This is a genomic window from Pseudomonas aeruginosa (assembly GCF_001457615.1).
Lineage (GTDB): Bacteria > Pseudomonadota > Gammaproteobacteria > Pseudomonadales > Pseudomonadaceae > Pseudomonas > Pseudomonas aeruginosa.
Window position 1 is genome coordinate 4,171,309 of sequence record NZ_LN831024.1, and the last position, 23,373, is coordinate 4,194,681.

Genomic DNA, 23,373 nt, shown 5'->3' on the forward strand with positions numbered 1-23,373 from the left:
GAGACCGCCACCAAGGGCGACAGCTTTGCCGGGGTGAACCGCTACTCCCGGCAGATCGCCCGCATCTCCCTGCTGGCCATCCCGGCCGGGCTGCTGGCCCTGGGCTGCGGCCCGTACCTGATGCGACAACGCTGAAAAATCCGCCGACTGTCCATTTCGCGACGATGACTGGCGCTTTTGCCGGCGCAGGCCGCCCGCGCCTGCCTTACCGTTCCCCGCTCTTTCAGACACGGGAGCAGGGCAATGCCGCTTGCCAGTCATCTGCGTTGCGTGGCGCTGGCGCTGGGGATCTCCACCGCGCTGGGCTGCGCGAACCGCAACCAACCCGCGCCACGCGCGGAAAGCCTCGACCCTGGCCTGTCGAGGGTGGCGGGAACCCGCGGCGACGCGCTGCCCGCCCAGTGGTGGACGCTCTACCAGGACCCTGGGCTGAACCACCTGGTGGCCGCCGCGCTGCGCCACAACCGCGACCTGGCCGCAGCCGATGCCCATGCCCGCGCGCTCCTCGGCCATCTGCGCGGCGCACAGGGCGAACGCTGGCCACGGACCGAGGTCGGCTATGGCTACCAGTATGGGCGCGACGGCGACGACCAGACCCTCGCCGAAGCCACCGACGAGGAGCTGCGCAGCCAGTGGAAACACACCGCCCGCCTCGACCTGTCCTACCAGTTGGACCTGTGGGGCGAAGTCCGCGCCCGCATCGCCGCGGCGAAGGCGGATGCCGAAGCGGCGCAAGCGGCGCGCGACCTGCTCAGAGTCAGCGTGGCCAGCCAGACCACCCTCGCCTACGTCCGCGCCTGCGCCCTGGCGCGACGGGCAGAGGTACAACGCCGATCGGTCGGCCTGCTCGACGCGAGCCTGGCGCTGAGCGAACGCCAGCTCGCCGCCGGCCTTTCCAGCGAGCTGCAGCGACGCCGGCTGCTGGCCTTGCGCGAGCGGACCCGCGCCGCGCTGCCGATGCTCGAGGCGCGGCGGCGCGCGGCACTCTACGAACTGGCGCTGCTCAGCGGGCGCTCGCCGCGCCAGTTGGACGCTCCTGCCGCGACCTGCGCCGGCATACCGCAACTGCGCCGTGCCCTGCCCACCGGCGACGGCTGGAGCCTGCTGGCGCGCCGCCCGGACGTCCGCGCGGCCGAGCGCCGGCTCGCCGCCGCCGACGCCCGGCGCGCGCTGGCCGAAGCCGAGCTGTACCCGCGCATCAGCTTCGCCGTCGGCGCCGAAACCTCCGCAGCGACCCTCGCCGGCCTCGGCGGCAGCGGCGCGCTAGCCTACGCGGCCGGTCCTCTGCTGAGCTGGCGCTTCCCCAACCGGGAAAGCGCGCGAGGCCGCCTGGACAGCGCAGCGGCAGAGCGCGACGCCGCTCTGGCGCGCTTCGACGGAGCGGTGCTCGGCGCCCTGCGCGAGGTCGAGCGTGCCTTGGCGCTGTATGCCGGCGAGCGCCAGCGGCGTGCCGACCTCCAGCGTGCCCTCGACGAGCAGCGCCACGCCTACCGGTTGGCGCGCAGCAACTATCGCGCCGGCGCCCTCGATGCCCTCGAGCTGCTCGACAGTCAACGCAGCCTGGTCGCCGACCGGGCGCGCCTGGTCGACGCCGAGATGCGCGTCGCCGAGCGCCAGGTCGAACTGTTCCGGGCTCTCGGCGGCGGCTGGCAAGCCGCTCCCAGCCCCTCCCACCAGGAAAACGGACAATGAACCAGGCAATCAGGGAACCCATCGAACACACCACTGGCGAAACCATGCCAGCAGCCACGCACCGGCGCCGAACCTGGCTGCTGGGCGGCCTCGCCGGCGCCATCGCGCTCGCCGCCCTGCTGGCCTGGTGGTGGAGCAGCGGACGCTTCCTGGAGGGCACCGACGATGCCTATGTACGCGCCGACTGGGTGGCGGTCAGCGCGCAGGTCTCCGGCTACGTCGCCGAGGTGCTGGTGGCCGACGACGCCGACGTCCAGGCCGGCGACCTGCTGCTGCGCCTGGACCCGCGCGACTTCCGCCAGCGCCTGCGCGCCGCCGAGTCCCGCGAAGCGGCGGCGCAGGCGGCGCTGGAAGCCCAGCGCGCGAAGCTGGAGACCCTCGATCGGCAACTGCTGGAGCAGGTGCAGACGATCAGCCGCGCCCGCGCCGATGGCGAAGCGGCGCGAGCCGAATGGCGCCGCGCCGAGACCGACTGGCGACGCTACCGGCAATTGGCCGACGAGCATGCCACCAGTCGCCAGCGCCTGGAGAATGCCGACGCGGCGCACCAGCGAGCGCGGGCGGCGGCGCGGCGGGCAAGCGCCGAGGAAGGCCGCCAGCGCGCCGCCAGGGACGTACTGAAGAGCCGGCGACGCGAGGCGGAGGCGGCGCTCGCCCAGCGCCAGGCGGAGCTGCAGGAAGCCGCGGCGGCGCGCGAACTGGCGCGCCACGCCCTGGACGATACCGAAATCCGCGCCCCATTCGCCGGCCGCGTCGGCCAGCGCAAGGTGCGCCTGCGCCAGTACGTCACGCCGGGGCTGCCGCTGCTGGCGGTGGTGCCGCTGGAGCAGGCCTACGTGGTGGCCAACTACAAGGAGACCCAGCTCGAACGCATCCGCCCCGGGCAACCGGTAGAGCTGGAGGTGGACACGTTCGGCCGCCGCTGGCGCGGCCGCGTCGACAGCGTGGCGCCGGCCTCCGGCGCGGTATTCGCGCTGCTGCCGCCGGACAACGCCACCGGCAACTTCACCAAGATCGTCCAGCGCTTCCCGGTGCGTATCCGCCTGGACGCCGACGCCGCCGAGCGGGGCCGGCTGCTGCCGGGGATGTCGGTGATCGCCACCGTGGACACTCGCGAACCGGACGGAGCCTCCGCCGATGAGCGCTGACGACAAGGTATCGCTGCGTGCCTGGGTCGCCGTCACCGGCGGCCTGTTCGGCTGCTTCATGGCTGGCATGAACGTGCACGTCACCAGCGCGGCGCTGCCGGAGATAGAAGGCGCGCTGGGAGCCACCTTCGAGGAGGGCTCGTGGATATCCACCGCCTATCTGGTCGCGGAAATCAGCATGATCCCGCTTACCGCCTGGCTGGTGGAAGTGTTCTCCTTGCGCCGGGTGATGCTCCTCGGCTCGCTGGTGTTCCTGCTCAGTTCGCTGAGCTGCGCGCTGGCGCCGAACCTGTCGACGCTGATCCTGATCCGGGTGATCCAGGGGGCTTCGGGGGCGGTGCTGATCCCGCTGTCGATGCAACTGATCCTCACCGAGCTGCCGTCCAGCCGGATACCCCTCGGCATGGCGCTGTTCAGCCTTTCCAACAGCGTGGCCCAGGCCGCCGGCCCGTCGATCGGCGGCTGGCTGGCGGATGCCTATTCCTGGCGCTGGATCTTTCTCCTGCAACTGTTGCCGGGGATCGCCCTGCTGGCCGCGGTGGCCTGGTCGATCCGCCCCCGCGACGGCGACCGCGAACGCCTGCGCCAGGCCGACTGGCTCGGCATCGGCGCGATGGTCGCCGGCCTCGGCGCGCTGCAGATCGTGCTGGAGGAAGGTGGCCGCCGCGACTGGTTCGAGTCTGGCTTCATCCGCGCCTTCGCCGTCCTCGCCGTGCTCGCCTTGCTGCTCTTCGTACAGCGCCAACTGTGGGGCGCGCGGCCGTTCATCAACCTGCGCCTGCTGGGCAGCTACAACTTCGGCGTGTCCAGCCTGGCGATGGCGGTGTTCGGCGCGGCGACCTTCGGCCTGGTGTTCCTGGTGCCCAACTACCTGTCCCAGTTGCAGGGTTTCAACGCCCGGCAGATCGGCGACAGCCTGATCCTCTACGGCCTCGTGCAACTGCTCCTGGCGCCGCTGCTGCCGCGCCTGATGCGCTGGCTGAACCCCAAGCTGCTGGTGGCCGGCGGCTTCGCGATCATGGCCCTGGGCTGCTGGATGGGCGCGCACCTGAACGCCGACGCGGGACGCAACGTGATCATCCCCTCCATCGTCGTGCGCGGCATCGGCCAGCCGCTGATCATGGTCGCGCTCTCGGTACTGGCGGTGAAGGGCCTGGACAAGGCCCAGGCCGGCTCGGCCTCGGCGCTGATCTCGATGCTGCGCAACCTCGGCGGCGCGATCGGCACCGCGCTGTTGACGCAACTGGTCTCGCTGCGCGAGCGCTTCCACTCCGAGCGGATCGGCGAGACCCTGACGATCTTCGACGGCGCCCTGCAACAGCGCCTGGGCGGTAGCCAGGTGCGGATACAACTGCCGGAGCAGCAGCAGGCGCTGGCCCTGCTCGACCACGGGGTGCGCCAGCAGGCCTACCTGATGGCCTACTCCGACGCCTTCTACCTTTCCTGCGTGGCGCTCCTGGCCTGCGCCCTGGCCTCGCTGATGCTGCGCCAGAAGGACTGAACTCAGTCGCCCTCGGCCACCCGGTAGGCGGCGCCGCGGCCGAAATAGAGGCTCGGCGAAACGCCCAGGGTCCGGCGAAACATGGCGCTGAAGGCGCTCTGGCTGTCGTAGCCGAGGTCCAGTGCGACCTCGAGGATCGAATGCCCTGCCGCCAGCGCATCGAGGCTGGCGAGCAGGCGCATGCGCCGCAGCCACTGGACGAAGCTGAGACCGGTTTCGCGCTGGAAGGCGCGGGTCAGGGTCCGCGGGCTGACGCCCAGGCGACGCGCAGCATCGCCCAGGCTCCAGTCGGCGGCCGGCTCGGCGCGCAGGCTGCGGCACAGCGCCGCCAGTCGCGGATCGACCGGCTGTGGCACGTGCAGGGCGAGGATCGGCAGCACCCGCAGTTCATCGAGGATCAGCTCCATCACCCGCTCGTCGCGGCCACCCGGCGGGTAGTCCGGGGCGATCCGCATCGCCGCGACGATCAATTGCCGCAGCAACGGCGGCACGTCCACCACCCGGCAGTCCTGCGGTAGGTCGTGGCGCGCTTGCGGGGCGATGAACAAGGTGCGCATGCGCACCTGGCCGGCGAAACGCAGGGCATGCTCGATACCGGCCGGCAACCAGACACCGCGTCCCGGCGGCACCACCCAGGTGCCCTCGGCGGTGCCGACCGTGACCACCCCGCTGAGCGCATGGATCAATTGCGCGCGCGAATGCCGGTGCAGCTCGACGCGCTCGCCGTGGAGATAATCCTGGGCATAGGCGAAGACCGGACGGGTGGAAGGCAGGTCGATCAGCATCGGGCGGGCCTTGGCGGGCAGTGGTGGCGCTGTCTTTTTACCAGCCGCGCCATGCTAACGACCAGACCCGGCGGAGCACGCCGGCGCTCGCCGCGACGCGGCGAGCGCGCTACCCTGGCCGCCCCGGCGTGGCGCGACTGCCTGGCATATCCGCCGCGCCATCCCTCCCCAAGCACAGGAGCGAAACCAGCATGGCCTCTTACGCGGAACTGTTCGATATCGGAGAAGACTTCGCCGCCTTCGTCGGCCATGGCCTGGCCACGGAACAGGGCGCGGTCGCGCGGTTCCGGCAGAAGCTGGAAAGCAACGGGCTGCCGAGCGCGCTGACGGAACGCCTGCAACGCATCGAACGGCGCTATCGCCTGCTGGTCGCCGGGGAAATGTGGTGCCCGGACTGCCAGATCAACCTGGCCGCGCTGGACTTCGCGCAGCGCCTGCAACCGAATATCGAGCTGGCAATCATTTCCAAGGGCCGCGCCGAGGACGACCTGCGCCAGCGCCTGGCGCTGGAGCGAATCCCGATTCCGCTGGTACTGGTGCTGGACGAGGAGTTCAACCTGCTCGGACGCTTCGTCGAACGGCCGCAGGCGGTGCTCGACGGCGGTCCGCAGGCGCTTGCGGCGTACAAGGCGGGCGACTACCTGGAGCACGCCATCGGCGACGTCCTGGCGATCATCGAAGGCGCGGCGCGCTGAGACAGCGCCTTCGCCCGCTTCTCAGTGCCGCGAACAGCCCGCGCCAAGGCCTCGGTACTGCAAGCGATGTAGGCGTCCGGCGCTGTCGCGGTAGAGCATCACCAGCGGCACCACGCCACAGGTGGCCGGCACCGGCGTGACGGAAAGCACCCGCTCGATGTCCAGCGGCATGCCGTAGTCGTAGCGCTCGATCGGCGGCAACTCTTTCCCGTCGTCGTCCGCCGCCTGGACCTGGGACCAGCAGGACAGCAGCAAGGCCAGCAAGAACGAGGTTTTCATGAGGTCTTTTCTCCATGCTGCGCCCCGTCGGACGAGACGCTTTGCGAATAGGCCCGGAGCAACCAGGCGAGGTCGGTGAGGATCGCGGCCAGGCGCCACTCGCCGGCGGCCGCCAGGCGGGCGCCGGCACGGCGTGCGTGCCGCGCGGCGAGCGGCGGATCGCGATGGCGGACGGCGATGGCTCGCAGTGCGCGCTCGATCCACCGCGCCTCCGCGGCGGCCGGGTCGAGCCCGGCCAGGGCGCGCCACAGGCGCCGCGACTCGCGGCCGAGTTGCAGGGATACGAAGCCCAGGCGCAGGGCCAGCGCGCTGCGCGGATGTTCCATGCCATGCAGCGCGCCCAGCTGGGCGATGCGATGCTGCTGGCGGGCCTGCCAGGCATGCGCGTCGAAACCGGCGCGACGACGCAGCAAGGCGAGGGTCTCGCGGCGCAGATGGTCGAGCAGCGACGCCGAATGCCGTTCCAGGTCCTTCGGCAGCAGGCGGTAGACCAGCAGGCTGATGCAGAGCGCCAGCACCCAGGCGCAGGACTGGTTGGCGAAGTCGCCGAAATCGAAGCGGGCGAGATTGCCGGTGGCGACCAGGGTGTTGAAGGCGATCAGGTAGGCGATTCCCTGCAACGCCCGCCTGGGCACTGTGGTGGCCTGGATACCGAACGACCAGAAGAAGGCGAGGCACAGCAGCAGCAATGGAAAACCGTTGATCAGCGGTAGCAGAAGGAATTTGCAGAGCAATGCGGCAGGTATCGCGTAGAGCGTGCCGCGAATGAAATTGCGCGTGCCCTCGGCGGGAAAGGGCGAGGCTGCCAGCAGCGTGCAGTAGGGGCCGAGCACCGCCAGCAGGGCCGGCCCCTGGTCCCACCCGCTGAGGAACCACAGGGCGCCGCCGACCAGCATCGCCAGCCAGGCTCGCGCGCCGTTGCGCAAGGCCTCGCGGTAATGTCGATGGAAGGCCGCTGGGCGGACGTCGGCGCGGGCCCGGCCGTCGAGCCGGGCGAACCCCCGCAGGGCGGCCTGCAGGTCATCCAGTTGCTCGTCGAGACGCTCCATGAACAGCCCTTCGCGACAGGCATCCGCTTGGTCTGTCGGAAGTCCGCGCCGAATCGCCGCCAGGCGACCGCGCAAGCTCGCGAGCCGTCGCGCGGCGCCGGCGAAGTCGAGCTCGCCGCGATCCAGTTGGCCGCCCAGCAGGCGCAGGTCGTCGGCCATCGGCAGCGCCAGTCCACGCTCCGCCAAGCGCCGGGCCCAATGCGTCTCGCCGGCGAAGCGGAACTCCATCAGCGTGGAAAACAGCGCCGCCAGGCCACCGCGGATCGCCGGGAGCGCAGCGCTCAGCGCCCGCGACTCGGCGCGACCGACACCCAGCAGGTCGTCTACCGCGTAGACCTCGCCGGCCAGCGTCCGGCGACGGCGCTCCAGTTCCCCGTCAGCCGCACCGGCATGCCGCGCAGCGACCAGCGCCAGCGTCGCCGCGCAGAGCGAGACGAGACGCTGGCGCACCCGCCCGGACACGGTCCTGCGGCTGAAGAGCACGGTCACCAGGCTCAGGCAGCAGACCCCGACGATTACCGCCGAGGCGCGGGTGACGATGTGCTCGAAGGCCGCCTCGGGCTCGACCATGGCCGGTCCCAGCGCCAGGCACACAGTGTAGCCGGCGACCACCGCGGCGGTGGCGTAGAAGTGCCAGACCAGGCTCATGACGCCGACGCAGAGACCCAGCCAGAAACCCAGGGCGACGACGAACAGCAGCATCTTCTGGGCGAACAGCGCGGTCAGGACGAAGGCAGCGAGCGTGCCGACCAGGGTACCCACGGCGCGCCACCAGCCCTTGCCGACCACCGCTCCCTGCACCGGATTGATCAGCAACAGCACAGTGGACGCGGCGGAAAACGGCGAATCCAGTTGCAGGTAGAGCCCCAGGCCGAGCGCCAGAGCGGCAGCGCCGATGCTGCGCAGCACGTAGTCCAGGCTGTCGATCCGCCAGGGCAACGGCAACGCCGCGTACCAATCGCGCCCGCCGGACGCCGACGCCGCCATCAAAGGTACTCCTGCAACCAGCGGGTCAGCCGCCAGTGCCGCGCGGTCCCCGCCTGCAGCACCTCGACACTGCCGGTCATGCCGGCGGCAAGCACCACGCCCGCCGGTACCCGGTCGAGTTCGATGCGCACCGGCACGCGCTGCGCCAGGCGTATCCAGCTGAAGTTCGGGCTGACCTGCGGCAGGCCGCTGTCGGCACGGCTTTCGTTGAGGTCGGCGACACCGCGACCGATGCTCGCGACATGGCCGTCGAGCAGCGGATCGAACCCCATCAGCTTGATCGTCGCCGGCGCGCCGACCTGTACATTGCGCAGCTTGGTTTCCTCGAAATAGCCGGTGACCCAGAAGCTTCGCCGATCGACGATGAAGATGTTGGTCCGGCCCGCCGCCGCGTAATCGCCGGGCTGCACGCGCAACTGCGTCACATAGCCGTCCACCGGCGAGCGCAACTCGCTGCGCCGCAGGTCCAGCCGCGCCTGGTCGAGCGCCGCCCCGGCGGCCTCGGCGCGGGCGCGGGCGATACGCAGGGCGCGACCGGCGTTGGCGACCTCCTCGCGCGAAACCGCGCCGGCCAACTGCATGCGTCGGCGCCATTGCTCGTCACGTTGGCGCAGGGTTTCCCGCGCCTGCTCCAGCTCCGCCTCGCGCTGGCGCACGGCCAGGCGATAGCTGCGCGGATCGATGCGGTACAGCGGATCGCCGCGGGCCACCCGCTGGTTATCTGCGACGAACACCGCCTCGACGCTGCCGGAGACTTCCGGCGCGATGCGGATCACCTGCGCGCTGACCCGCCCGTCACGGGTCCAGGGCGCCAGCACGTAGGCTTGCCACAACTGCAACGCCAGGCACAGGGCGAGCAGGCCGCAGGCGAAGGTCGCAGCCACCTTGGAAAGACGAACGATGGACATGGGGACCTCGGCTCAGAACTTCAGCACCAGCACGGACAGCACGATGAACGACAGGAAGAAACGCAGCAGGCCGGGATGCCAGGCGCATTCCAGCCAGCGCCAGGCGAGGCGCTCCAGCAGCAGGTAGAGCGGCATCGCCAGGCACAGGTAGAGGAACAATGGCGGCACGTAGAGGCCGGAAACGGAGACTTCGCTCAGCATGCAGGGCACCAGGGTATCGAGGGCGCGGAGCGGTCGGCCGCTCCTGTCGGGTTGACGAGCACAGGCTACGGGTCGTAGCGATTTGCAAATATCGACTACTCAGCCAGAAAATAATCGAATTCGGACAACCCACAGGACCTGCCGTGAGCCGTGAACCGCAGACCTACCTCGCCCAACGCTTCGATCCCGACGCGCTCGGCCAGCCGGCCCTGGCCCTGCAGCTGGAGGCCCGGCACAACGACACCGAAGTGCCGGTGCACCGGCATCGCAAGGGCCAGCTGGTGGTGGCCTGCCGCGGCGGCATCACCTGCACGGTGCCCGATGGCCTGTGGATGGTGCCGGCCGGGTTCGGTGTGTGGATTCCCGGCGGCATCGCCCATAGCAACCGGGTCACCGCCAACGGCAAGGTCTGCTTCCTCTTCGTCGAGCCGGGGGCGGCACGCCTGCCGAGCGACTGCTGCACCCTGGCCCTGTCGCCGCTGGTCCTCGAACTGATCCTGCACCTGAGCGCGCAACCGCAGGACTATCCGCACGACGGCCCGCTCGCACGTCTCGCCGGGGTGCTGCTGGAACTCCTGGAACAGGCGCCGACCGAACAGCTCTACCTGCCGCTGCCGGACAACCGCGGCCTACGCCGCATCGCCGACGAACTGACCCGCGCCCCCGGCGACCGCGCCAGCATGGCCGAATGGGCCAGGCGAGTGGCGATGAGCGAGCGGTCCCTGGCGCGGATGGTGCGGCGGGAGACCGGCATGACCTTCGGCCAGTGGCGCCAGCAATTGCAGATCATCATCGCCCTGCAGCAACTGTCCGCCGGCGTTTCGGTGCAACGCACCGCCGAGATCCTCGGCTACGAGTCGGTCAGCTCGTTCATCGGCATGTTCCGCAAGGCGCTCGGCAGCCCCCCGGCCCGCTACGTGCGCGACAGCATGCGGCGGCCAGCCGACTGAACGAAGGTCGACGGAAAGGTCTTGCAGTTCGTCAGCTGTTCTCCCCCGAGGCTGGCACTCGAAGACACTTCTGGGAATAATGCCGCCCTTTTTTCTCCAGGAGGATCAGATGGTTACGCACTTCTTGAGCGAATCCGGCCAGGCAGCCTGCGGGCGCGGCGACAGCAACGTGAACGGCTCGAGCGACGTCGGCCAGGTCAGTTGCAAGACCTGCCGGCGCACCAACGCCTTCGCCCAGGCCCAGGAAAACGCCGCTCCGGCCAGTGCCCCTGTCACCCCCACCGCCGCTGCGCCAGTGATCGACAAGGCCGCGCCGCGGCCGAAAGCCGAGGCCAGGCTCGCCGCCGCGCAGCGCCAGGACCGCGATGCCGCCCGCAAGGCCTGGCAGGCGCGTCTCAACGAATTGTCCGGGAAGAACCGCATGCCGCGCTCGCGGCGCCGCGCGCAAGCCTATCTCTGAGCGGTAGCGGTACTTCGCGGCGGATGTCCGCACGCGGTCATATCCGTCCTGCCCAGCACAACCGCGCGTCCCCTCATCAGGCCAGGCCCTGCGCCTCCGCCAGGGCCAGGCCGTCGAGGGCGCCGGCGAGCATCTCCGGCAGATGGCGCGGCTCGTCGGCCAGCTCGGCCAGCTCCGACAACCGATGCGCCGCCGTCAGCAAGGCGATCCGCCGACGCTCCAGGCGCCGACCGCTGAAGCGCTCGTAGGCGGCGACGATGCGCTCGGTGAGGTCGGCATCGATGAACGCGGAATAGATGAATTCCTGGTGCAGCGGACCGATGCCCGCGTCGGCGAAGTCGTACACACCGTTCAGCCGCCCGGCCTCGCTATCGAATGCCATGTTCCAGCCATGGCCGTCGAAGAAGCCGAAGATCGAACCCAGCGGATCGGCAGGCAGCTTGGCATATTCCCGCACCAAGCGTTCCGCGCGTTCGCGCCAGGCCGCAGGCAGCAGCGGCAAGGCGCGCCTGCGCATCGCCGCAGGCGACTCCCAGGGACGCACCGGCAAGGCTCCAACCGCCCGCATGCGCGCCGGTGGCAGTCGATGCAGCTCGGCGTAGAAGCGCCCCAACGCATCGCCGACCGCCTGCCGTGCGGGTTCGTCCAGGCGCCGGTAGTCCTCGCCCAGGAGGTAACCGCCAGGCAGTTTCTCGTGGCGGGAAAACAGCGGCGGTCCCGCAAACACCTGCGGCGCCGGCACCGGCAGGCTCACCGCCGGACGCACCAGGCGTAGCACGGCGGCCTCGCGCAGCAGCGCCGCCTCGGCCTCCGCGCCGCGCGGAAACTTGAACACCCAGCGCCCTCCGACCTCCACCGCCGTGGAATGCCAGCCCGAGGCCAGGATGGCGAAAGTGGCGTCCGCCAGCTCCGGACAGGCCGCCACTATCGCCCGGCGATATTCCTCCAGGGCACGCGGTTCCTTCACCGACGACTCCGCGCGACCATCGCCACGATCGCCTCGTACAGTTCCCGCCGCGCCTCTTCCGGGGCGATCTCTTCGGTGGCGGCCGCGTGCGACAGCGCTTCGGCGGCGCCGATCATTGCGCGCAGAGCGGCGACGGTCAGCCGTCCGCCGCCGGCGAAGGGCTCCAGCACGGCGCGGCACTTGTCCATGAAGAGAACCTCGTAGTCGCGCTTGATCCGCTCCAGCTCCGGCGAGCTGGCGAGGGCCGCGACCACCCCGGGAATCTCCCGGCCTTGTTGCATCACGCAGTCGACATAGGCGCGGGCGATGACGTCGGCGCGCCCCTCCAGGGTCGCCTCGCTCGCTTCCAGGGCAGCCTCCATCAGCGCCGTCTGGCGCAGGTCGTAATCCTGGTAGAGCGCCGCCAGCAGGCCGGCGCGGGTGCCGAAGTGGTCATAGACCACCGGCTTGGTCACCCCGGCCTGCTCGGCCAGGCGTCCGAGGGTCAGCGCCTCGGTACCTTCTTCGCGGACCAGCCGCCAGGCCACCTCGAGCAACTGGCGCTGGCGCTCGTCGCGGGACAGGCGGCGGCGTGGCGACGGGTCGTCTGGGGAGTGCGTTGACATAGATAACCTACTAAAAGTAACTTACTAAAGGTAACCTACGGAAAGTAGGTTTACCCAGACTATCGACTTGCCCCCCTTCCCGCAATTCCCGGAGGAATTCGCCCATGCATGCCCTGATCGTCGTCGCCCATCACCATCCTCGCTCTCTCACACATGCCCTCGCCGCGCGCATCGCCGAAGGCGTGGTCCGCGCCGGTCATTCCGCGGAAACCGCCGACCTGGCGGCGGAAGGCTTCGAGCCGCGCTTCGGCCTGGCCGACCACGCCGTGCATCGCGGCCAGGCGTCGCCTCCCGCCGACGTCCTCGCCGAGCAGGCGCGCATCGATCGCGCCGATACCCTGGTGCTGGTCTACCCGATCTACTGGTGGTCGATGCCGGCCCTGCTCAAGGGCTGGATCGATCGCGTGTTCTCCAATGGCTGGGCCTTCGACTACAGCATCGGCGGCGACCTGCGGAAAAAGCTGCAGCGCCTGCGCGTGGTGCTGGTCGGTGTCGGCGGCGCCGATGCCGGCACCTTCGAGCGGCACGGCTACGCCGGGGCGATGCGCACCCAGATCGACCATGGCATCTTCGATTACTGCGGCGCACGGGTGGTCCGTTCCGAACTGTTGCTGGAATCGGAGACCGCCGATCCGATCCGGCATCTGGACCAGGCCCTGCACATCGGCAGCCAGCTCTTCGCCGCACGCGGCGCGCAGGGGGCCGCCCAGGCGCAGCCGCTGGAGGCCTGACCCCAGGTCATTCGGCCAGGTGCATGGCGAAACCGGCCCGCTGCGGGGCAAGTTCGTCGCGCAGGGTCAGCGCCGGGATCAGGTAGTCGCCGCCGTTCTGCCGGCGGAACGGGATCGGCGCAGCGCGCTGCAGGTCATCGAGGCGCCGGCCCAACTGCTCGCTCAGCGCGGCGAAACGCTCCGCGTCGATCCGGCCGCTGCGATAGACGACGAACGGCGGCAATACCTCGAAGCCGGGGTAATGCAGGATGCCGTGGTGGATGGGGAACAGCAGGTCGTCCATCGGTCCGTTGATACCGCGCGCGGCGTAGTGCGACTCCCAGCCGCCGGCGGTGACTACCAGCATCGCCCGCTTGCCCTGCATCCGGCCCTCGCCGTAGCGGTCGCCCCAGTGGCTGTCGGAATGTTCGCCGACCCCGTAGGCGAAGCCGCAGGCATAGACGCGATCGATCCAACCCTTGAGGATCGCCGGCATGCTGAACCACCAGAGCGGGAATTGCAGGATCAGCGTATCGGCCCAGCGCAGCTTGTCCTGCTCACCGGCGATGTCGACGCTCTGCCAACCGTTCTCGAAGGCGCGCAGGGAAGTTGCGGAAGGATCGAAGCGTTCGCTGGCCTCGCGCTCGAGGCTGTCGCCGGCATCGAGCACGGCCTTCCAGCCCATCGCGTAGAGGTCCGAAACCTGCACCGCATGGCCGGCCGCCTCGAGGCGGGCGACCGCGAAGTCCTTGAGCGCACCGTTGAGGGAGCGCGGCTCGGGATGGGCATAGACGATGAGTACGTTCATGGCGGGTCTCCGGCAAAAGGTGGGCGCAGGATCGGCCATCGCCGGATATAGTTGAAATGAATATCCGAAATTCCAGGTATATGGATGATTAATCTCCGGCGACTGGACCTGAACCTGCTGGTGACCCTCGACGTGCTGCTCACCGAACACAATGTGACGCGCGCGGCGGAACGCCTGAATTTTTCCCAACCCTCGGTGAGCGTGCACCTGGCCAAGCTGCGGGCGATCTTCGACGATCCCTTGCTGCTTCCCGGCCCGCGCGGGATGCGCCCGACGGCGCGGGCGGAGGAGCTGCGCGAGCCGTTACGCCTGGCCCTGGAAGCCCTGGAGCAGGCGGTGGCGCCGGCCGCGCCGTTCGATCCGACGCAGTCACGGCATACCTGGCGCGTCGCCGCCACCGACTACGCCGAGTCGGCGATCCTCCTGCCGATCCTCGCCAGTCTTCGCCGCCAGGCGCCGGGCAGCCGCCTGGCGGTGCTGGAGCTGGCGCCGACGCGAATCGTCAGGCAGGCGGAACGCGGCGAGATCGACCTGGCCTTCCACACCCTCGAAGAAGCGCCGCCGGGACTGCGCTGTCGCCGGCTGTTCAGCGAGCGCTATGTGCTGGCCGGGCGCGCCGGGCATCCGGGGCTGCGTCGGCGACCGACGCTGAAGCAGTTCTGCCGCCTCGAGCAGGCGATCGTCTCGCCCGACGGCGGCGGCTTCCTAGGTCCCACCGACCAGGCGCTCGCCGAACTCGGCGCGGAACGCCGGGTGGCGTTGTCGGTGCCGCACTTCCTGTTCCTCCGCGCGGTGCTGGAAAGCACCGACCTGGTGGCGCTGCTGCCGTCGCGACTGGTACGCGAGCGCGACAGGTTGCGGGTGGTCGAGGCGCCCCTGGAGGTGCCCGGCTACGACCTGGCCATGCTCTGGCACGAGCGCTCGCACCGCGATCCGGCCCATCGCTGGCTGCGCGAACTCATCGCCGCCTCGGTGTAACGCGGCGATACGCTTCGGTCGTCGCCGCGGTTTGACGCACCGTCGCGCTTTGCCCAAGCTAGCGGGCTTCGATCCACCACCAGGAAGTCCTTGGCGTGAAGTTTCCGTTCCATCCCTGGCGCCGCCTGCTGCTCTGCGCGCTCCCTTTCGCCGCCCTGCTGACCGCATGCGACGACGGCAAGAAAGAGCCCCCGCCCAAACCCGCCGAAGTCACCACCTACAACAGCGTGCCCTGGGACGCCCTGCCGGCCACCAGCGACGCCGACCTGCTCGCCGGCTTCAATGCCTGGCGCTCGGCCTGCGCGCGGCTGGCCAAGGACCCGGTATGGGGCGAGCCCTGTGCGAGCGCCACGACGGTCGCCGCCGATCCGACGGCGGTGCGCGCGTTCCTCCAGGAGCGGATGCAGGTCTATAGCCTGCGTTCCTCCAGCAACGGCGACCAGGGCCTGATCACCGGCTACTACGAACCGGTCTACCACGGCAGCCTGAGCCAGGGCGAAAAAACCCCGGTGCCGGTCTACGGCGTACCGGACGACCTGGTGGTGGTCGCGCTGGAAAGCGTCTACCCGGAACTCAAGGGCAAGCGCCTGCGCGGACGCCTGGAAGGCCGGGTGCTGAAACCCTACGACGACGCCGCGACGATCCGCGACAACGGCTCCAGCGCGCCGGTGCTCGCCTGGCTGGGCGACCCGATGGACCTGCAGTTCCTGCAGATCCAGGGTTCCGGGCGCATCCAGCTGGAAGACGGCCGGCAACTGCGGATCGGCTACGGCGACCAGAATGGCCACCCGTACAAGCCGGTCGGCCGCTGGCTGGTCGAGCAGGGCCTGGTGCCGAAGGAAGAGGTCAGCATGAAGCGCATCCGCGACTGGGCCGAGGCCAATCCGCAGCGGGTCTCCGAACTGCTGGCGAGCAATCCCAGCTTCGTGTTCTTCAGCCTGCGCCCGGACAGCGACGAAGGTCCGCGCGGCTCGCTGAACGTACCGCTGACCGACGGCTACAGCGTGGCCATCGACCGCAAGGTGATTCCGCTGGGCAGCCTGATGTGGCTGTCCACCACCCGCCCTGACGACGGCAGCGCGGTGGTCCGTCCGGTGGCGGCCCAGGATACCGGCGGGGCCATCGTCGGCGAGGTCCGCGCCGATCTGTTCTGGGGCACCGGCGACGCCGCCGGCGAACTCGCCGGACACATGAAGCAGCCGGGCCGGCTCTGGCTGCTATGGCCCAAGGGCGCGCCGCTGCCCGCCTCCTGAAAACCTCCGGCCGGTGCCGACGCACCCGGCCGGGACGGCTGGCCAACGCAACGCCAGCGAGCGCCCGACACCGCAGACCAGCATCGACGGCGCCGGGCGCGCTTGCGGCAGCAACCATTCAAACGATGAATGACGCCGCAGAATCCTCTGTGATGATCGCCGCGCCAGCCGGACCTCCGCGCCTCGCCGCAGCGGCCAGGCCCCCCGACACCACTTGTCCGTGCTACCCCCGGCAGGCGTAGCCGCGGCCGCCTGCCTCGGCAAAAAGCCATCAGCCGGCACGCTTCGACGCCCCTCATGGCGCCCTTTCGCCAACTACCAATTCTCATAGTTGTGAGGGGAAATTTGTATCTTATTTTAAATACCCACGAAACATATAAAAACACACACAGCGAAACACTTCGGAAAACCAACGCAAGGTGGAAGTGCAATGCGTGACCGTGAATCCATTCTCATCGCTTTTCTCTCTTTCCTGACGATAAGACTGCATGGCAGCAGTTGACTGCCCTTGAGTCGACGGCACTCCGTATTTCCATAACGGTTTTTCCGGGCAAGGCGCCTCGACGCTTGCCGCTCGCGTGAGCGAGCCGGTGGGCGGCGGACGACTGGCAGAGCCCGGGAAGACTCGGTCGCCGTCTTCGCGAAAAACCAAAAATCCTTCATTTAGCCGAAGAAGCCGGCAGATGGACTCATTTTTTCGAAAAAAGGCGATTGCCAGAATGTCCCAGAACTCCCTGCTCGACCTGTACGCGCACCCGACGGTGGTGGCCCGCTTCAGCGAAATGGCAGCGCTTCATCCCCATCGCGAAGCCATCAGGGACCGTTTCGGAAGTGTCGACTATCGGCAACTCCTGGATAGCGCCGAACAACTTTCAGACTATCTTCTCGAGCATTATCCGCAGCCGGGAGTTTGTCTTGGAGTGTACGGCGAATATTCTCGGGAAAGCATTACCTGCCTGCTCGCCATACTGTTATCCGGCCATCACTACTTATATATAGACCTGAAACAACCGGCGGCCTGGAATGCAGAGTTGTGCCGGCAGGTCGACTGCCGCCTGATCCTCGACTGCTCGACCACGCCGACGCCCGCCAACGGTCTTCCCTGCGTCCCGGTCAGGCACCTGCCTGCCGCTCCAGCCTCGGTCGCCCGGCCATGCTTCGCGGCGGACCAGATCGCCTACATCAACTTCTCCTCGGGCACCACCGGCCGCCCGAAAGCCATCGCCTGCACCCACGCCGGCATTACCCGCCTGTGCCTGGGCCAGTCGTTCCTCGCGTTCGCTCCGCAGATGCGCTTCCTGGTGAACTCGCCGCTGTCCTTCGATGCGGCGACCCTGGAGATCTGGGGTGCGCTGCTCAACGGCGGCTGCTGCGTGCTGAACGACCTCGGCCCCCTCGACCCGGGCGTGCTGCGCCAGTTGATCGGAGAGCGCGGAGCCGACAGCGCCTGGCTCACCGCCTCGCTGTTCAACACCCTGGTGGACCTCGACCCGGACTGTCTCGGCGGCCTTCGCCAGTTGCTCACCGGCGGCGACATCCTCTCGGTGCCGCACGTGCGCCGGGCGCTGCTGCGGCATCCGCGACTGCACCTGGTGAATGGCTACGGACCGACGGAGAACACCACCTTCACCTGCTGCCATGTCGTCACCGACGACGACCTCGAGGAAGACGACATCCCCATCGGCAAGGCCATCGCCGGCACCGCGGTGCTCCTGCTCGACGAGCACGGACAGGAGATCACCGAGCCCGACCGGGCCGGGGAGATCGTCGCCTTCGGCGCCGGCCTGGCGCAGGGTTATCGGAACGATGCGGCGCGCACCCGCGCCAGCTTCGTCGAGTTGCCCTATCGCGGCCGCCTCCTGCGTGCCTACCGTACCGGCGACCGCGCTCGCTACGACGAGCAGGGCCGGCTGCGCTTCATCGGCCGCGGCGATGGCCAGGTCAAGCTGAACGGCTATCGCCTCGACCTCCCCGCCCTGGAACAGCGCTTGCGCCGCCAGCCGGGCATCCTCGACTGCGCCCTGCTGGTCCGCGAGCGCAACGGCGTCAAGCAACTGCTCTGCGCCTGGACGGGAAAAGCCGACACCAGCCCGCAGGCCCTGCTCCGCCAACTGCCCACCTGGCAGCGCCCGCATGCCTGCGTCCGGGTCGAGGCCTTGCCCTTGACGGCGCACGGCAAGCTGGACCGCGCCGCCCTGCTGCGCCGCCTGGAAGAACCGCTGGAGCGCTGCGCCAGCGCGCTCGATCCCGACCAACGCGGCTGCGCGCAGCTGTGGAGCGAATTGCTGGGTTGCGAGGTCGGCGCCGCCGACCAGGATTTCTTCCTCTGCGGCGGCAACTCGTTGCTCGCCCTGCAACTGGTCGCCCTCTGTCAATCGGCGGGTGCGGGAGCAAACCTGGGACTCGCCGACTTGCAGGCAAACTCGCACCTCGACCAGTTCAGCCGTCTCCTGCGCAGCCACGGCCTGGCGCCGGAGCGTCTGCTGGAACGGGCGGCGACGCCGGAGCAGCCGCTGGTGCTGTCGAGGAGCGCGGCATGAACGTCGGTCTCTCCGCGGAGGTGCGCTACCACTGGTTCCGCGAGCACCTGGTGGTGGTCGGCGATTGGCACCGCCTGTCCCCCTCCGAGCGCGACCGCCTGCGGCACCAACCGATGCCGGATGAGGCCGCACAGTCCTTGCGCGTCGACCTGTCGCCCTGGTCCTGCGGGATGGTCTTCAGCGAGCTGCTCGGCGCCGACCTGACCCGCTTCGGCCTCTGCTACCTGGCTCCGGCCGAGGTGCCGGCATCCGACCTGACGCGCCTGGGACGGCGCCTGCGCGAAGAGTTCCCGTTGCTCGACAGCCAGGTGGACAGCGGCGCGGAAGGTTTCGAACTGGTCGTCCACGGGCGGCCCGAGGACAGCCCGGCGCTGGAAGTCGGCCCCTTCGCCGACGAAAACGCGCTCATCGCAGCGCTGCTGCAACGCCCGCATTCCCTGTTCGAGCGCGGCCTGCTGCGACTGTTCCACGGGCGCTGCGGAGGACGTGCGCGCTGGGGCGTCTGGCTGCATCACCTGGTCGCCGACGCCGACTTCGCCAGCGTGCTGCTGGCCCGCCTGGCCGTGCTCAACGCCGACCCCACGACCGAAGCGGCGGCCCCCGAGTTCGGCTTCCTCCAGCAGCAATGGCGCCTGGAGCGCCAGCTGCGCGAGCGCAGGACCAGGCTGGAAGACTACTGGAGCGAGCGCGGCGAGGCGTTCCGCGAACTGGCGAGCCTGCCCTGGGCGGAGCGCGCCAGACATTGCGAGGATTTCCGCTTGGCCGCCACGCCAGGAGGCGGCGAAGCCGCCCTGCTGACCCGGCTCGCCTGCGCCCTGGCTCTCGCCCTGGCCAGCCAGGGCGCCACCGGCAAGGTCCTGGCGCTGACCCCGGTCAGCCTGCGCAGTCGCCGAGGCACGGCGGTTTCCGGTTGCTGGCTGAACCTGGTGCCGCTGTTGCTGGACGCCGCGACCGCCGAGGACACCTTCGAACGACACAGGCTCGAGGCCTTCGAGCACAGCCTGCTGCCGGCGGAGGCCATCGCCGAACGGGCCGGGCTGCGCTATGCCGACGCCCAGGTGATGATCAATGTCATCGACCAGCCATTCCGCAGCGCCGGGTTCATCCACCGGCCGACACTGAAGAGCCGCCTGCCGCTGACCCTGACCCTGGTCCGGCGCGACGACGGCGGCTGGGACGCCAGCCTGGCCAGCCGCTTCGGCCGCGAACGGACCCTGGCGCTGGCGGCGGCCATGGCCGAGGCGCTACGCCCATGCTGATCCTGCTGCCTGACTTCATCGGCCACCCGAGCTGCTTCCGCGGGCTGCTGGCACGCCTCGGCGCAACGGACTGCCGGCTGGTCGACTACCACCGGCTGGATGCCTACGCCAGCATCGAAGCCCTCGCCAGCCAGGTACTCGACGGCCTGGCGGAAGAACCGGACTGGCTGATCGGCTATTCCTTCGGCGGCCTGGTCGGCTACGAGATGACCCGCCAGTTGCCGGCCAGCCGCCTGCTGATGATCGACAGCCACCTGCCCTGGCCGGCCCTGCGGCGAATGCCGCCGAGCGAGCAATACCAGCGCTGGCTGAGCGCCGAGATGCGCGAATGGATCGCCCTGATGAGCGAGCTTGGCGAACTGCGCGAAGAGGTCCTGCTGCGCAATGTCGAGCTGTTCGGCCGCTGGCAGCCCCGCCATCGCCTCGCCCGCGCCAGCTGGGTGCGTTGCCGGGACGACGCCGGCCGCGACCCGGCCGCCGAACGCTGGTGCGACCTGATCGAGCGGCTCGACACCTTCCCCTGCGAGCGTCCGCACCACCTGGCCCTGCAGGACCCGGCGGTGATCGATTTCATCGTCCACACCGTCAGCAAGGAGTCCGTCCAATGAAACACTATCGGCAGGTGGTATCCCCGCAATTGCGCCAACAGGCGCTGGACTGGATCCTCGCCGCGGCGCAGCGGCCGGACCCGGCGCTGGAACCGGAATTCGACATCGCCGACGACGAGCGCCGCGAGGCGAAGAAGGTGCGCAACCTGCACCGCCACGACCCGCTCTTCTGGGACGACTGGTTCGCCCGCTCCGGGCTCGACGCGCTGGTCCGCGACCATCTGCGCAAGCCGCGCCTGCTGCGCCACGCGGCGTTCATCAAGCGCCACGCCGACGAGTCCTACATCCCGCTGCACCAGGACATCGCGCTATGGGAGAAGCGCTACGAAAGCGCGCAGACCTTCTGGGTCGCCCTGACCCCGTCGCGGAACGACAACGGTGGGATGTTCTATTACCCCGACGACCGCACCATCTTCCCCCACGAGTTCGACCTCGCCTACCCGATGTTCAAGTGCATCGACCTCCAGGCCAACGGCATTTCCCGCGAGCAACTGGTGGATGCCGAGCTGGACGCCGGCGATGTCCTGGTCTGGCCCGCCCGCACCGCACATGGCAGCCACAACAACCGCAGCGGCCAGCTGCGCATCGGCATGCCGATCGTCTTCGTCGAGGACGACGAATTCCACCAACTGAATCGAGAGGACAGCATGAAAACCTGGATCGCTTCCAACCTGAAAAGCGTGTTCCCGGACGAGGCAATCACCGAGGACAACCTCGACCACTATCTTCCGCAGCTGTGCGACTACTCGCTGAAGATGGTCACCTTCCTCGCCCGTTTCTCCCGCCAGTTCGGTCATGCGCCGAAGATCCACGACTTCATCAGGGAGCCGCGGCTGGCGACGCTGTCGGCCTCGGACGCGGGAGCGAGACGATGATCCGGGTCATCGACTGCACCCTGCGCGAGGGGTGCCAGGCCCGCCAGTGCAGCTTCGACAGCGCGCAGTCGGTCCAGCTGGCGAGGGAAATCGCGGCGCTGGGGGTGGATATGATCGAGTGCGGCCACCCGCGGATTTCCGCGGACGAACGCGAGCGGGTACGCGCCGTGGTGGCGGCGGTTTCCACGCCGGTGCTGGCCCACGCCCGGGCGCGCCGGGAGGATATCGACGCGGTGCTGGAAACCGGTGCCCAGTGGGTCGGGCTGTTCGCCTCGATCAACGCGATCTCGCTGGAAACCAAGTTCAAGGGCATGAACCGCGAGGAGGTGCTCGAACTGTTCCACGACGCGATCCGCTACGCCCGCGAACGCGGCCTGCGGGTCCGGGCCACGGTGGAAGACGCCGCGCGCACCTCGGTCAGCGACCTGGTCAGCATGATCGCCACCGCGCGCGACGCCGGCGCCGATCGCATCTGCTTCGCCGACAGCGTCGGCATCCTGCTGCCGGACGAGACCTTCGACGTGCTCTCGCTGCTGCGCCACGAGTTCCCCGACGTGGTCTTCGAGTACCACGTGCACAACGACCGCGGCCTGGCCCTGGGCAACACCCTGGCGGCGATCCAGGCCGGGGTCCAGTGGCACTCGGCGAGCTGCAACGGGATCGGCGAACGCGCCGGGATCACCGACACCTTCCAGTTGCTGACCCTGCTGCATACCAAGTTCGCCGCCGACCGCTTCAACCTGAAGAACGTCCTCGCGGTCTCCGAGCTGGTCGAGGCGCACAGCCGGATCAAGCGTTCACCGATGCACCCGGTGGTCGGCGAGAACGCCTTCGTCCATGTCGCCCGCCTGCACCAGTTGGCCATGCAGGAAAACCAGGACGCCTACAGCGCCTTCGATCCGGAACTGATCAACGGCCGCGTCTCGCTGCAACGCTACACGCCGATGCACCGCCAATCCCTGTTCCTCACGCCTTTCGAGAAATCCGCCAGCGAACTGAAGTACCACCGCCACGGCCCCGGCAAGCGCTTCGTCATGCTCGACCGGCGCCTGCTCGACGGCTCGCCGTTCTACTTCATCGCCCGCCAGTTCCACGACGTCGGCGACGGCGGGCCGGGCCACGTCGACAGCCACGTGCACAACTGCGACTCGGTGTTCCTGTTCCTCGGCAGCGACGAGGACTACCGCGGCCTGGAGGTGGAAGTCCTGCTCGGCGGCCAACTGCGCCGTTTGCAGAGCCCGGCCAGCGTGTTCATCCCCGCCGGCGTCGAGCACAGCTACCGCTACCTCGGCGGCAGCGGCACCTACATCAATTTCGTCCACAAGGGCGATTACCACGAGAGCCTACTGGAGATTACCCAATGAAGCAGTTCGACAAGCACGCAGACGCCTACAACGTGGTCCGCGGCAAGATCGCCTATCCGGATTCGCTCTACCGCAACCTCGCCGAACGCGCCCCGGCACGCGAAGCGGCGCTGGACATCGGCTGCGGCAACGGCGTCTCGACCGTCCGCCTGCAACCCTGGTTCCGCTACGTGGAAGGCAGCGACCTGGGCGAGGCGCTGATCGCCAAGGCCCGCGAGAACTACCCGGAGATCCGCTTCAGCGTGTCGCCGGCGGAAACCTTCGCGCCGCAACGCCGCTTCGACCTGGTCACCAGCGCCACCTCCTTCTACTGGATGGACCGCAAGCAGGTGCTGACGCGCATGGCCGACTGGCTGACCCCCGGCGGGCTGTTCTGCGCCTACAAGTACGACTTCCCGATCGCCTACGGGCCGCTGCGCGACTTCATCGAGCACGAACTGGTGAACAAGTGGGCCAAACACCGTGATCCGCGCCTGACCCGCTATGACGACACCCTGGAGATCATGGGCAGTTGCCCGCACCTGCGCGACTGCCGCCGCGAAGTGTTCGCCAACATCATCTTCCTCAGCCCGGAGGAGGTCGCGCTGTTCTTCCTCTCCACCAGCTACGTGACCCGCTACATCGAGCAGGAAGGCGGCGAAGACTACGCCGACCGCTTCATCGCCGCGGTGCGCGAGATCGAGAGCGCGCCGCAGGTGGCGGTGAACTTCGACATCCACGCCTTCACCGCGCTGAATCGCTGAGGAGCCGG

At 69.1% G+C, this 23,373-nt stretch carries 23 protein-coding genes; 15 read left to right on the forward strand and 8 right to left on the reverse strand.

The window, feature by feature from the left end; genetic code table 11:
- Positions 1-243 precede the first annotated feature (243 nt).
- The 3 genes from AT700_RS19045 to AT700_RS19055 are packed head-to-tail and all read left to right on the forward strand — an operon-like array spanning position 244 to position 4,341.
- Positions 244-1,692, forward strand: coding sequence for an efflux transporter outer membrane subunit (locus tag AT700_RS19045; RefSeq protein ID WP_023875623.1), 1,449 nt, complete (start codon positions 244-246; stop codon positions 1,690-1,692).
- Positions 1,689-2,840, forward strand: coding sequence for an HlyD family secretion protein (locus tag AT700_RS19050; RefSeq protein ID WP_048521219.1), 1,152 nt, complete (start codon positions 1,689-1,691; stop codon positions 2,838-2,840). Before AT700_RS19045 ends, AT700_RS19050 begins: the two co-directional genes overlap by 4 nt.
- Positions 2,830-4,341 carry an MDR family MFS transporter gene (locus AT700_RS19055; protein WP_025324808.1) on the forward strand — a complete coding sequence of 504 codons (1,512 nt, stop codon included), beginning with the start codon at positions 2,830-2,832 and terminating at the stop codon, positions 4,339-4,341. The genes AT700_RS19050 and AT700_RS19055 overlap by 11 nt, the downstream gene beginning before the upstream one ends.
- 2 nt (positions 4,342-4,343) lie before the next feature.
- Here AT700_RS19055 and AT700_RS19060 read toward each other — a convergent pair whose 3' ends face one another.
- On the reverse strand, positions 4,344-5,126 hold the full coding sequence (locus AT700_RS19060) for an AraC family transcriptional regulator (protein WP_025324807.1): 783 nt from the start codon (positions 5,124-5,126) through the stop codon (positions 4,344-4,346).
- Positions 5,127-5,317: 191 nt separating this feature from the next.
- Here AT700_RS19060 and AT700_RS19065 point away from each other — a divergent pair, with 191 nt between their 5' ends.
- The gene (locus AT700_RS19065; RefSeq protein WP_003086710.1) at positions 5,318-5,821 is read left to right on the forward strand and encodes a thioredoxin family protein; all 504 of its coding nucleotides are present in this window, start codon (positions 5,318-5,320) and stop codon (positions 5,819-5,821) included.
- A gap of 21 nt (positions 5,822-5,842) precedes the next feature.
- Here AT700_RS19065 and AT700_RS19070 read toward each other — a convergent pair whose 3' ends face one another.
- Genes AT700_RS19070 through AT700_RS19085 form a run of 4 tightly spaced genes read right to left on the reverse strand, consistent with a single transcriptional unit; the run spans position 5,843 to position 9,254 of the window.
- On the reverse strand, positions 5,843-6,100 hold the full coding sequence (locus AT700_RS19070) for a DUF2790 domain-containing protein (RefSeq protein WP_003107483.1): 258 nt from the start codon (positions 6,098-6,100) through the stop codon (positions 5,843-5,845).
- Entirely contained in the window at positions 6,097-8,136 is a 2,040-nt protein-coding gene (locus AT700_RS19075; RefSeq protein ID WP_048521223.1) for an FUSC family protein, read from the reverse strand. The genes AT700_RS19070 and AT700_RS19075 overlap by 4 nt, the downstream gene beginning before the upstream one ends.
- On the reverse strand, positions 8,136-9,044 hold the full coding sequence (locus tag AT700_RS19080; protein ID WP_003112442.1) for an HlyD family secretion protein: 909 nt from the start codon (positions 9,042-9,044) through the stop codon (positions 8,136-8,138). Before AT700_RS19080 ends, AT700_RS19075 begins: the two co-directional genes overlap by 1 nt.
- 12 nt (positions 9,045-9,056) lie before the next feature.
- Positions 9,057-9,254, reverse strand: coding sequence for a DUF1656 domain-containing protein (locus AT700_RS19085; RefSeq protein WP_003082517.1), 198 nt, complete (start codon positions 9,252-9,254; stop codon positions 9,057-9,059).
- A gap of 134 nt (positions 9,255-9,388) precedes the next feature.
- Here AT700_RS19085 and AT700_RS19090 point away from each other — a divergent pair, with 134 nt between their 5' ends.
- Both AT700_RS19090 and AT700_RS19095 read left to right on the forward strand, forming a co-directional pair.
- Positions 9,389-10,195: an AraC family transcriptional regulator gene (locus AT700_RS19090; RefSeq protein WP_003082516.1), complete on the forward strand. Its 807-nt coding sequence runs from the start codon at positions 9,389-9,391 to the stop codon at positions 10,193-10,195.
- A gap of 109 nt (positions 10,196-10,304) precedes the next feature.
- Positions 10,305-10,655, forward strand: coding sequence for a hypothetical protein (locus tag AT700_RS19095; protein WP_003082515.1), 351 nt, complete (start codon positions 10,305-10,307; stop codon positions 10,653-10,655).
- A 76-nt stretch (positions 10,656-10,731) separates the two neighbouring features.
- Here AT700_RS19095 and AT700_RS19100 read toward each other — a convergent pair whose 3' ends face one another.
- Both AT700_RS19100 and AT700_RS19105 read right to left on the reverse strand, forming a co-directional pair.
- Complete coding sequence (locus tag AT700_RS19100; RefSeq protein WP_003120541.1) at positions 10,732-11,580, reverse strand: aminoglycoside phosphotransferase family protein; 849 nt, start codon at positions 11,578-11,580, stop codon at positions 10,732-10,734.
- Between the two features lie 38 nt (positions 11,581-11,618).
- Positions 11,619-12,227, reverse strand: coding sequence for a TetR/AcrR family transcriptional regulator (locus AT700_RS19105; RefSeq protein WP_003123120.1), 609 nt, complete (start codon positions 12,225-12,227; stop codon positions 11,619-11,621).
- A 104-nt stretch (positions 12,228-12,331) separates the two neighbouring features.
- On the opposite strand from AT700_RS19105, the gene AT700_RS19110 reads away from it, so the two are divergent.
- Positions 12,332-12,958, forward strand: a complete 627-nt coding sequence (locus AT700_RS19110; protein WP_003116364.1) for an NAD(P)H-dependent oxidoreductase — start codon at positions 12,332-12,334, stop codon at positions 12,956-12,958.
- Positions 12,959-12,965: 7 nt separating this feature from the next.
- Here the strand turns inward: AT700_RS19110 and AT700_RS19115 are convergent, their stop codons facing one another.
- Positions 12,966-13,745 carry an NAD(P)H-dependent oxidoreductase gene (locus tag AT700_RS19115; protein WP_003112444.1) on the reverse strand — a complete coding sequence of 260 codons (780 nt, stop codon included), beginning with the start codon at positions 13,743-13,745 and terminating at the stop codon, positions 12,966-12,968.
- 84 nt (positions 13,746-13,829) lie between these two features.
- Here AT700_RS19115 and AT700_RS19120 point away from each other — a divergent pair, with 84 nt between their 5' ends.
- The 8 genes from AT700_RS19120 (at position 13,830) to AT700_RS19155 (ending at position 23,365) form a co-directional block, all read left to right on the forward strand.
- Positions 13,830-14,723 carry a LysR family transcriptional regulator gene (locus AT700_RS19120; protein WP_003116363.1) on the forward strand — a complete coding sequence of 298 codons (894 nt, stop codon included), beginning with the start codon at positions 13,830-13,832 and terminating at the stop codon, positions 14,721-14,723.
- Positions 14,724-14,818: 95 nt separating this feature from the next.
- Positions 14,819-15,976 carry a murein transglycosylase A gene (locus AT700_RS19125; protein ID WP_014603159.1) on the forward strand — a complete coding sequence of 386 codons (1,158 nt, stop codon included), beginning with the start codon at positions 14,819-14,821 and terminating at the stop codon, positions 15,974-15,976.
- A gap of 719 nt (positions 15,977-16,695) precedes the next feature.
- Positions 16,696-18,516 carry a non-ribosomal peptide synthetase gene (locus tag AT700_RS19130; protein WP_169787780.1) on the forward strand — a complete coding sequence of 607 codons (1,821 nt, stop codon included), beginning with the start codon at positions 16,696-16,698 and terminating at the stop codon, positions 18,514-18,516.
- Positions 18,513-19,775: a hypothetical protein gene (locus tag AT700_RS19135; protein ID WP_023116685.1), complete on the forward strand. Its 1,263-nt coding sequence runs from the start codon at positions 18,513-18,515 to the stop codon at positions 19,773-19,775. The genes AT700_RS19130 and AT700_RS19135 overlap by 4 nt, the downstream gene beginning before the upstream one ends.
- On the forward strand, positions 19,769-20,383 hold the full coding sequence (locus AT700_RS19140; RefSeq protein ID WP_016253705.1) for an alpha/beta fold hydrolase: 615 nt from the start codon (positions 19,769-19,771) through the stop codon (positions 20,381-20,383). The genes AT700_RS19135 and AT700_RS19140 overlap by 7 nt, the downstream gene beginning before the upstream one ends.
- Positions 20,380-21,258, forward strand: a complete 879-nt coding sequence (locus tag AT700_RS19145) for a phytanoyl-CoA dioxygenase family protein (RefSeq protein WP_003082507.1) — start codon at positions 20,380-20,382, stop codon at positions 21,256-21,258. Before AT700_RS19140 ends, AT700_RS19145 begins: the two co-directional genes overlap by 4 nt.
- The gene (locus tag AT700_RS19150; RefSeq protein WP_003086676.1) at positions 21,255-22,622 is read left to right on the forward strand and encodes a 2-isopropylmalate synthase; all 1,368 of its coding nucleotides are present in this window, start codon (positions 21,255-21,257) and stop codon (positions 22,620-22,622) included. Before AT700_RS19145 ends, AT700_RS19150 begins: the two co-directional genes overlap by 4 nt.
- On the forward strand, positions 22,619-23,365 hold the full coding sequence (locus AT700_RS19155; protein ID WP_003112447.1) for a class I SAM-dependent methyltransferase: 747 nt from the start codon (positions 22,619-22,621) through the stop codon (positions 23,363-23,365). The genes AT700_RS19150 and AT700_RS19155 overlap by 4 nt, the downstream gene beginning before the upstream one ends.
- Positions 23,366-23,373 lie beyond the last annotated feature (8 nt).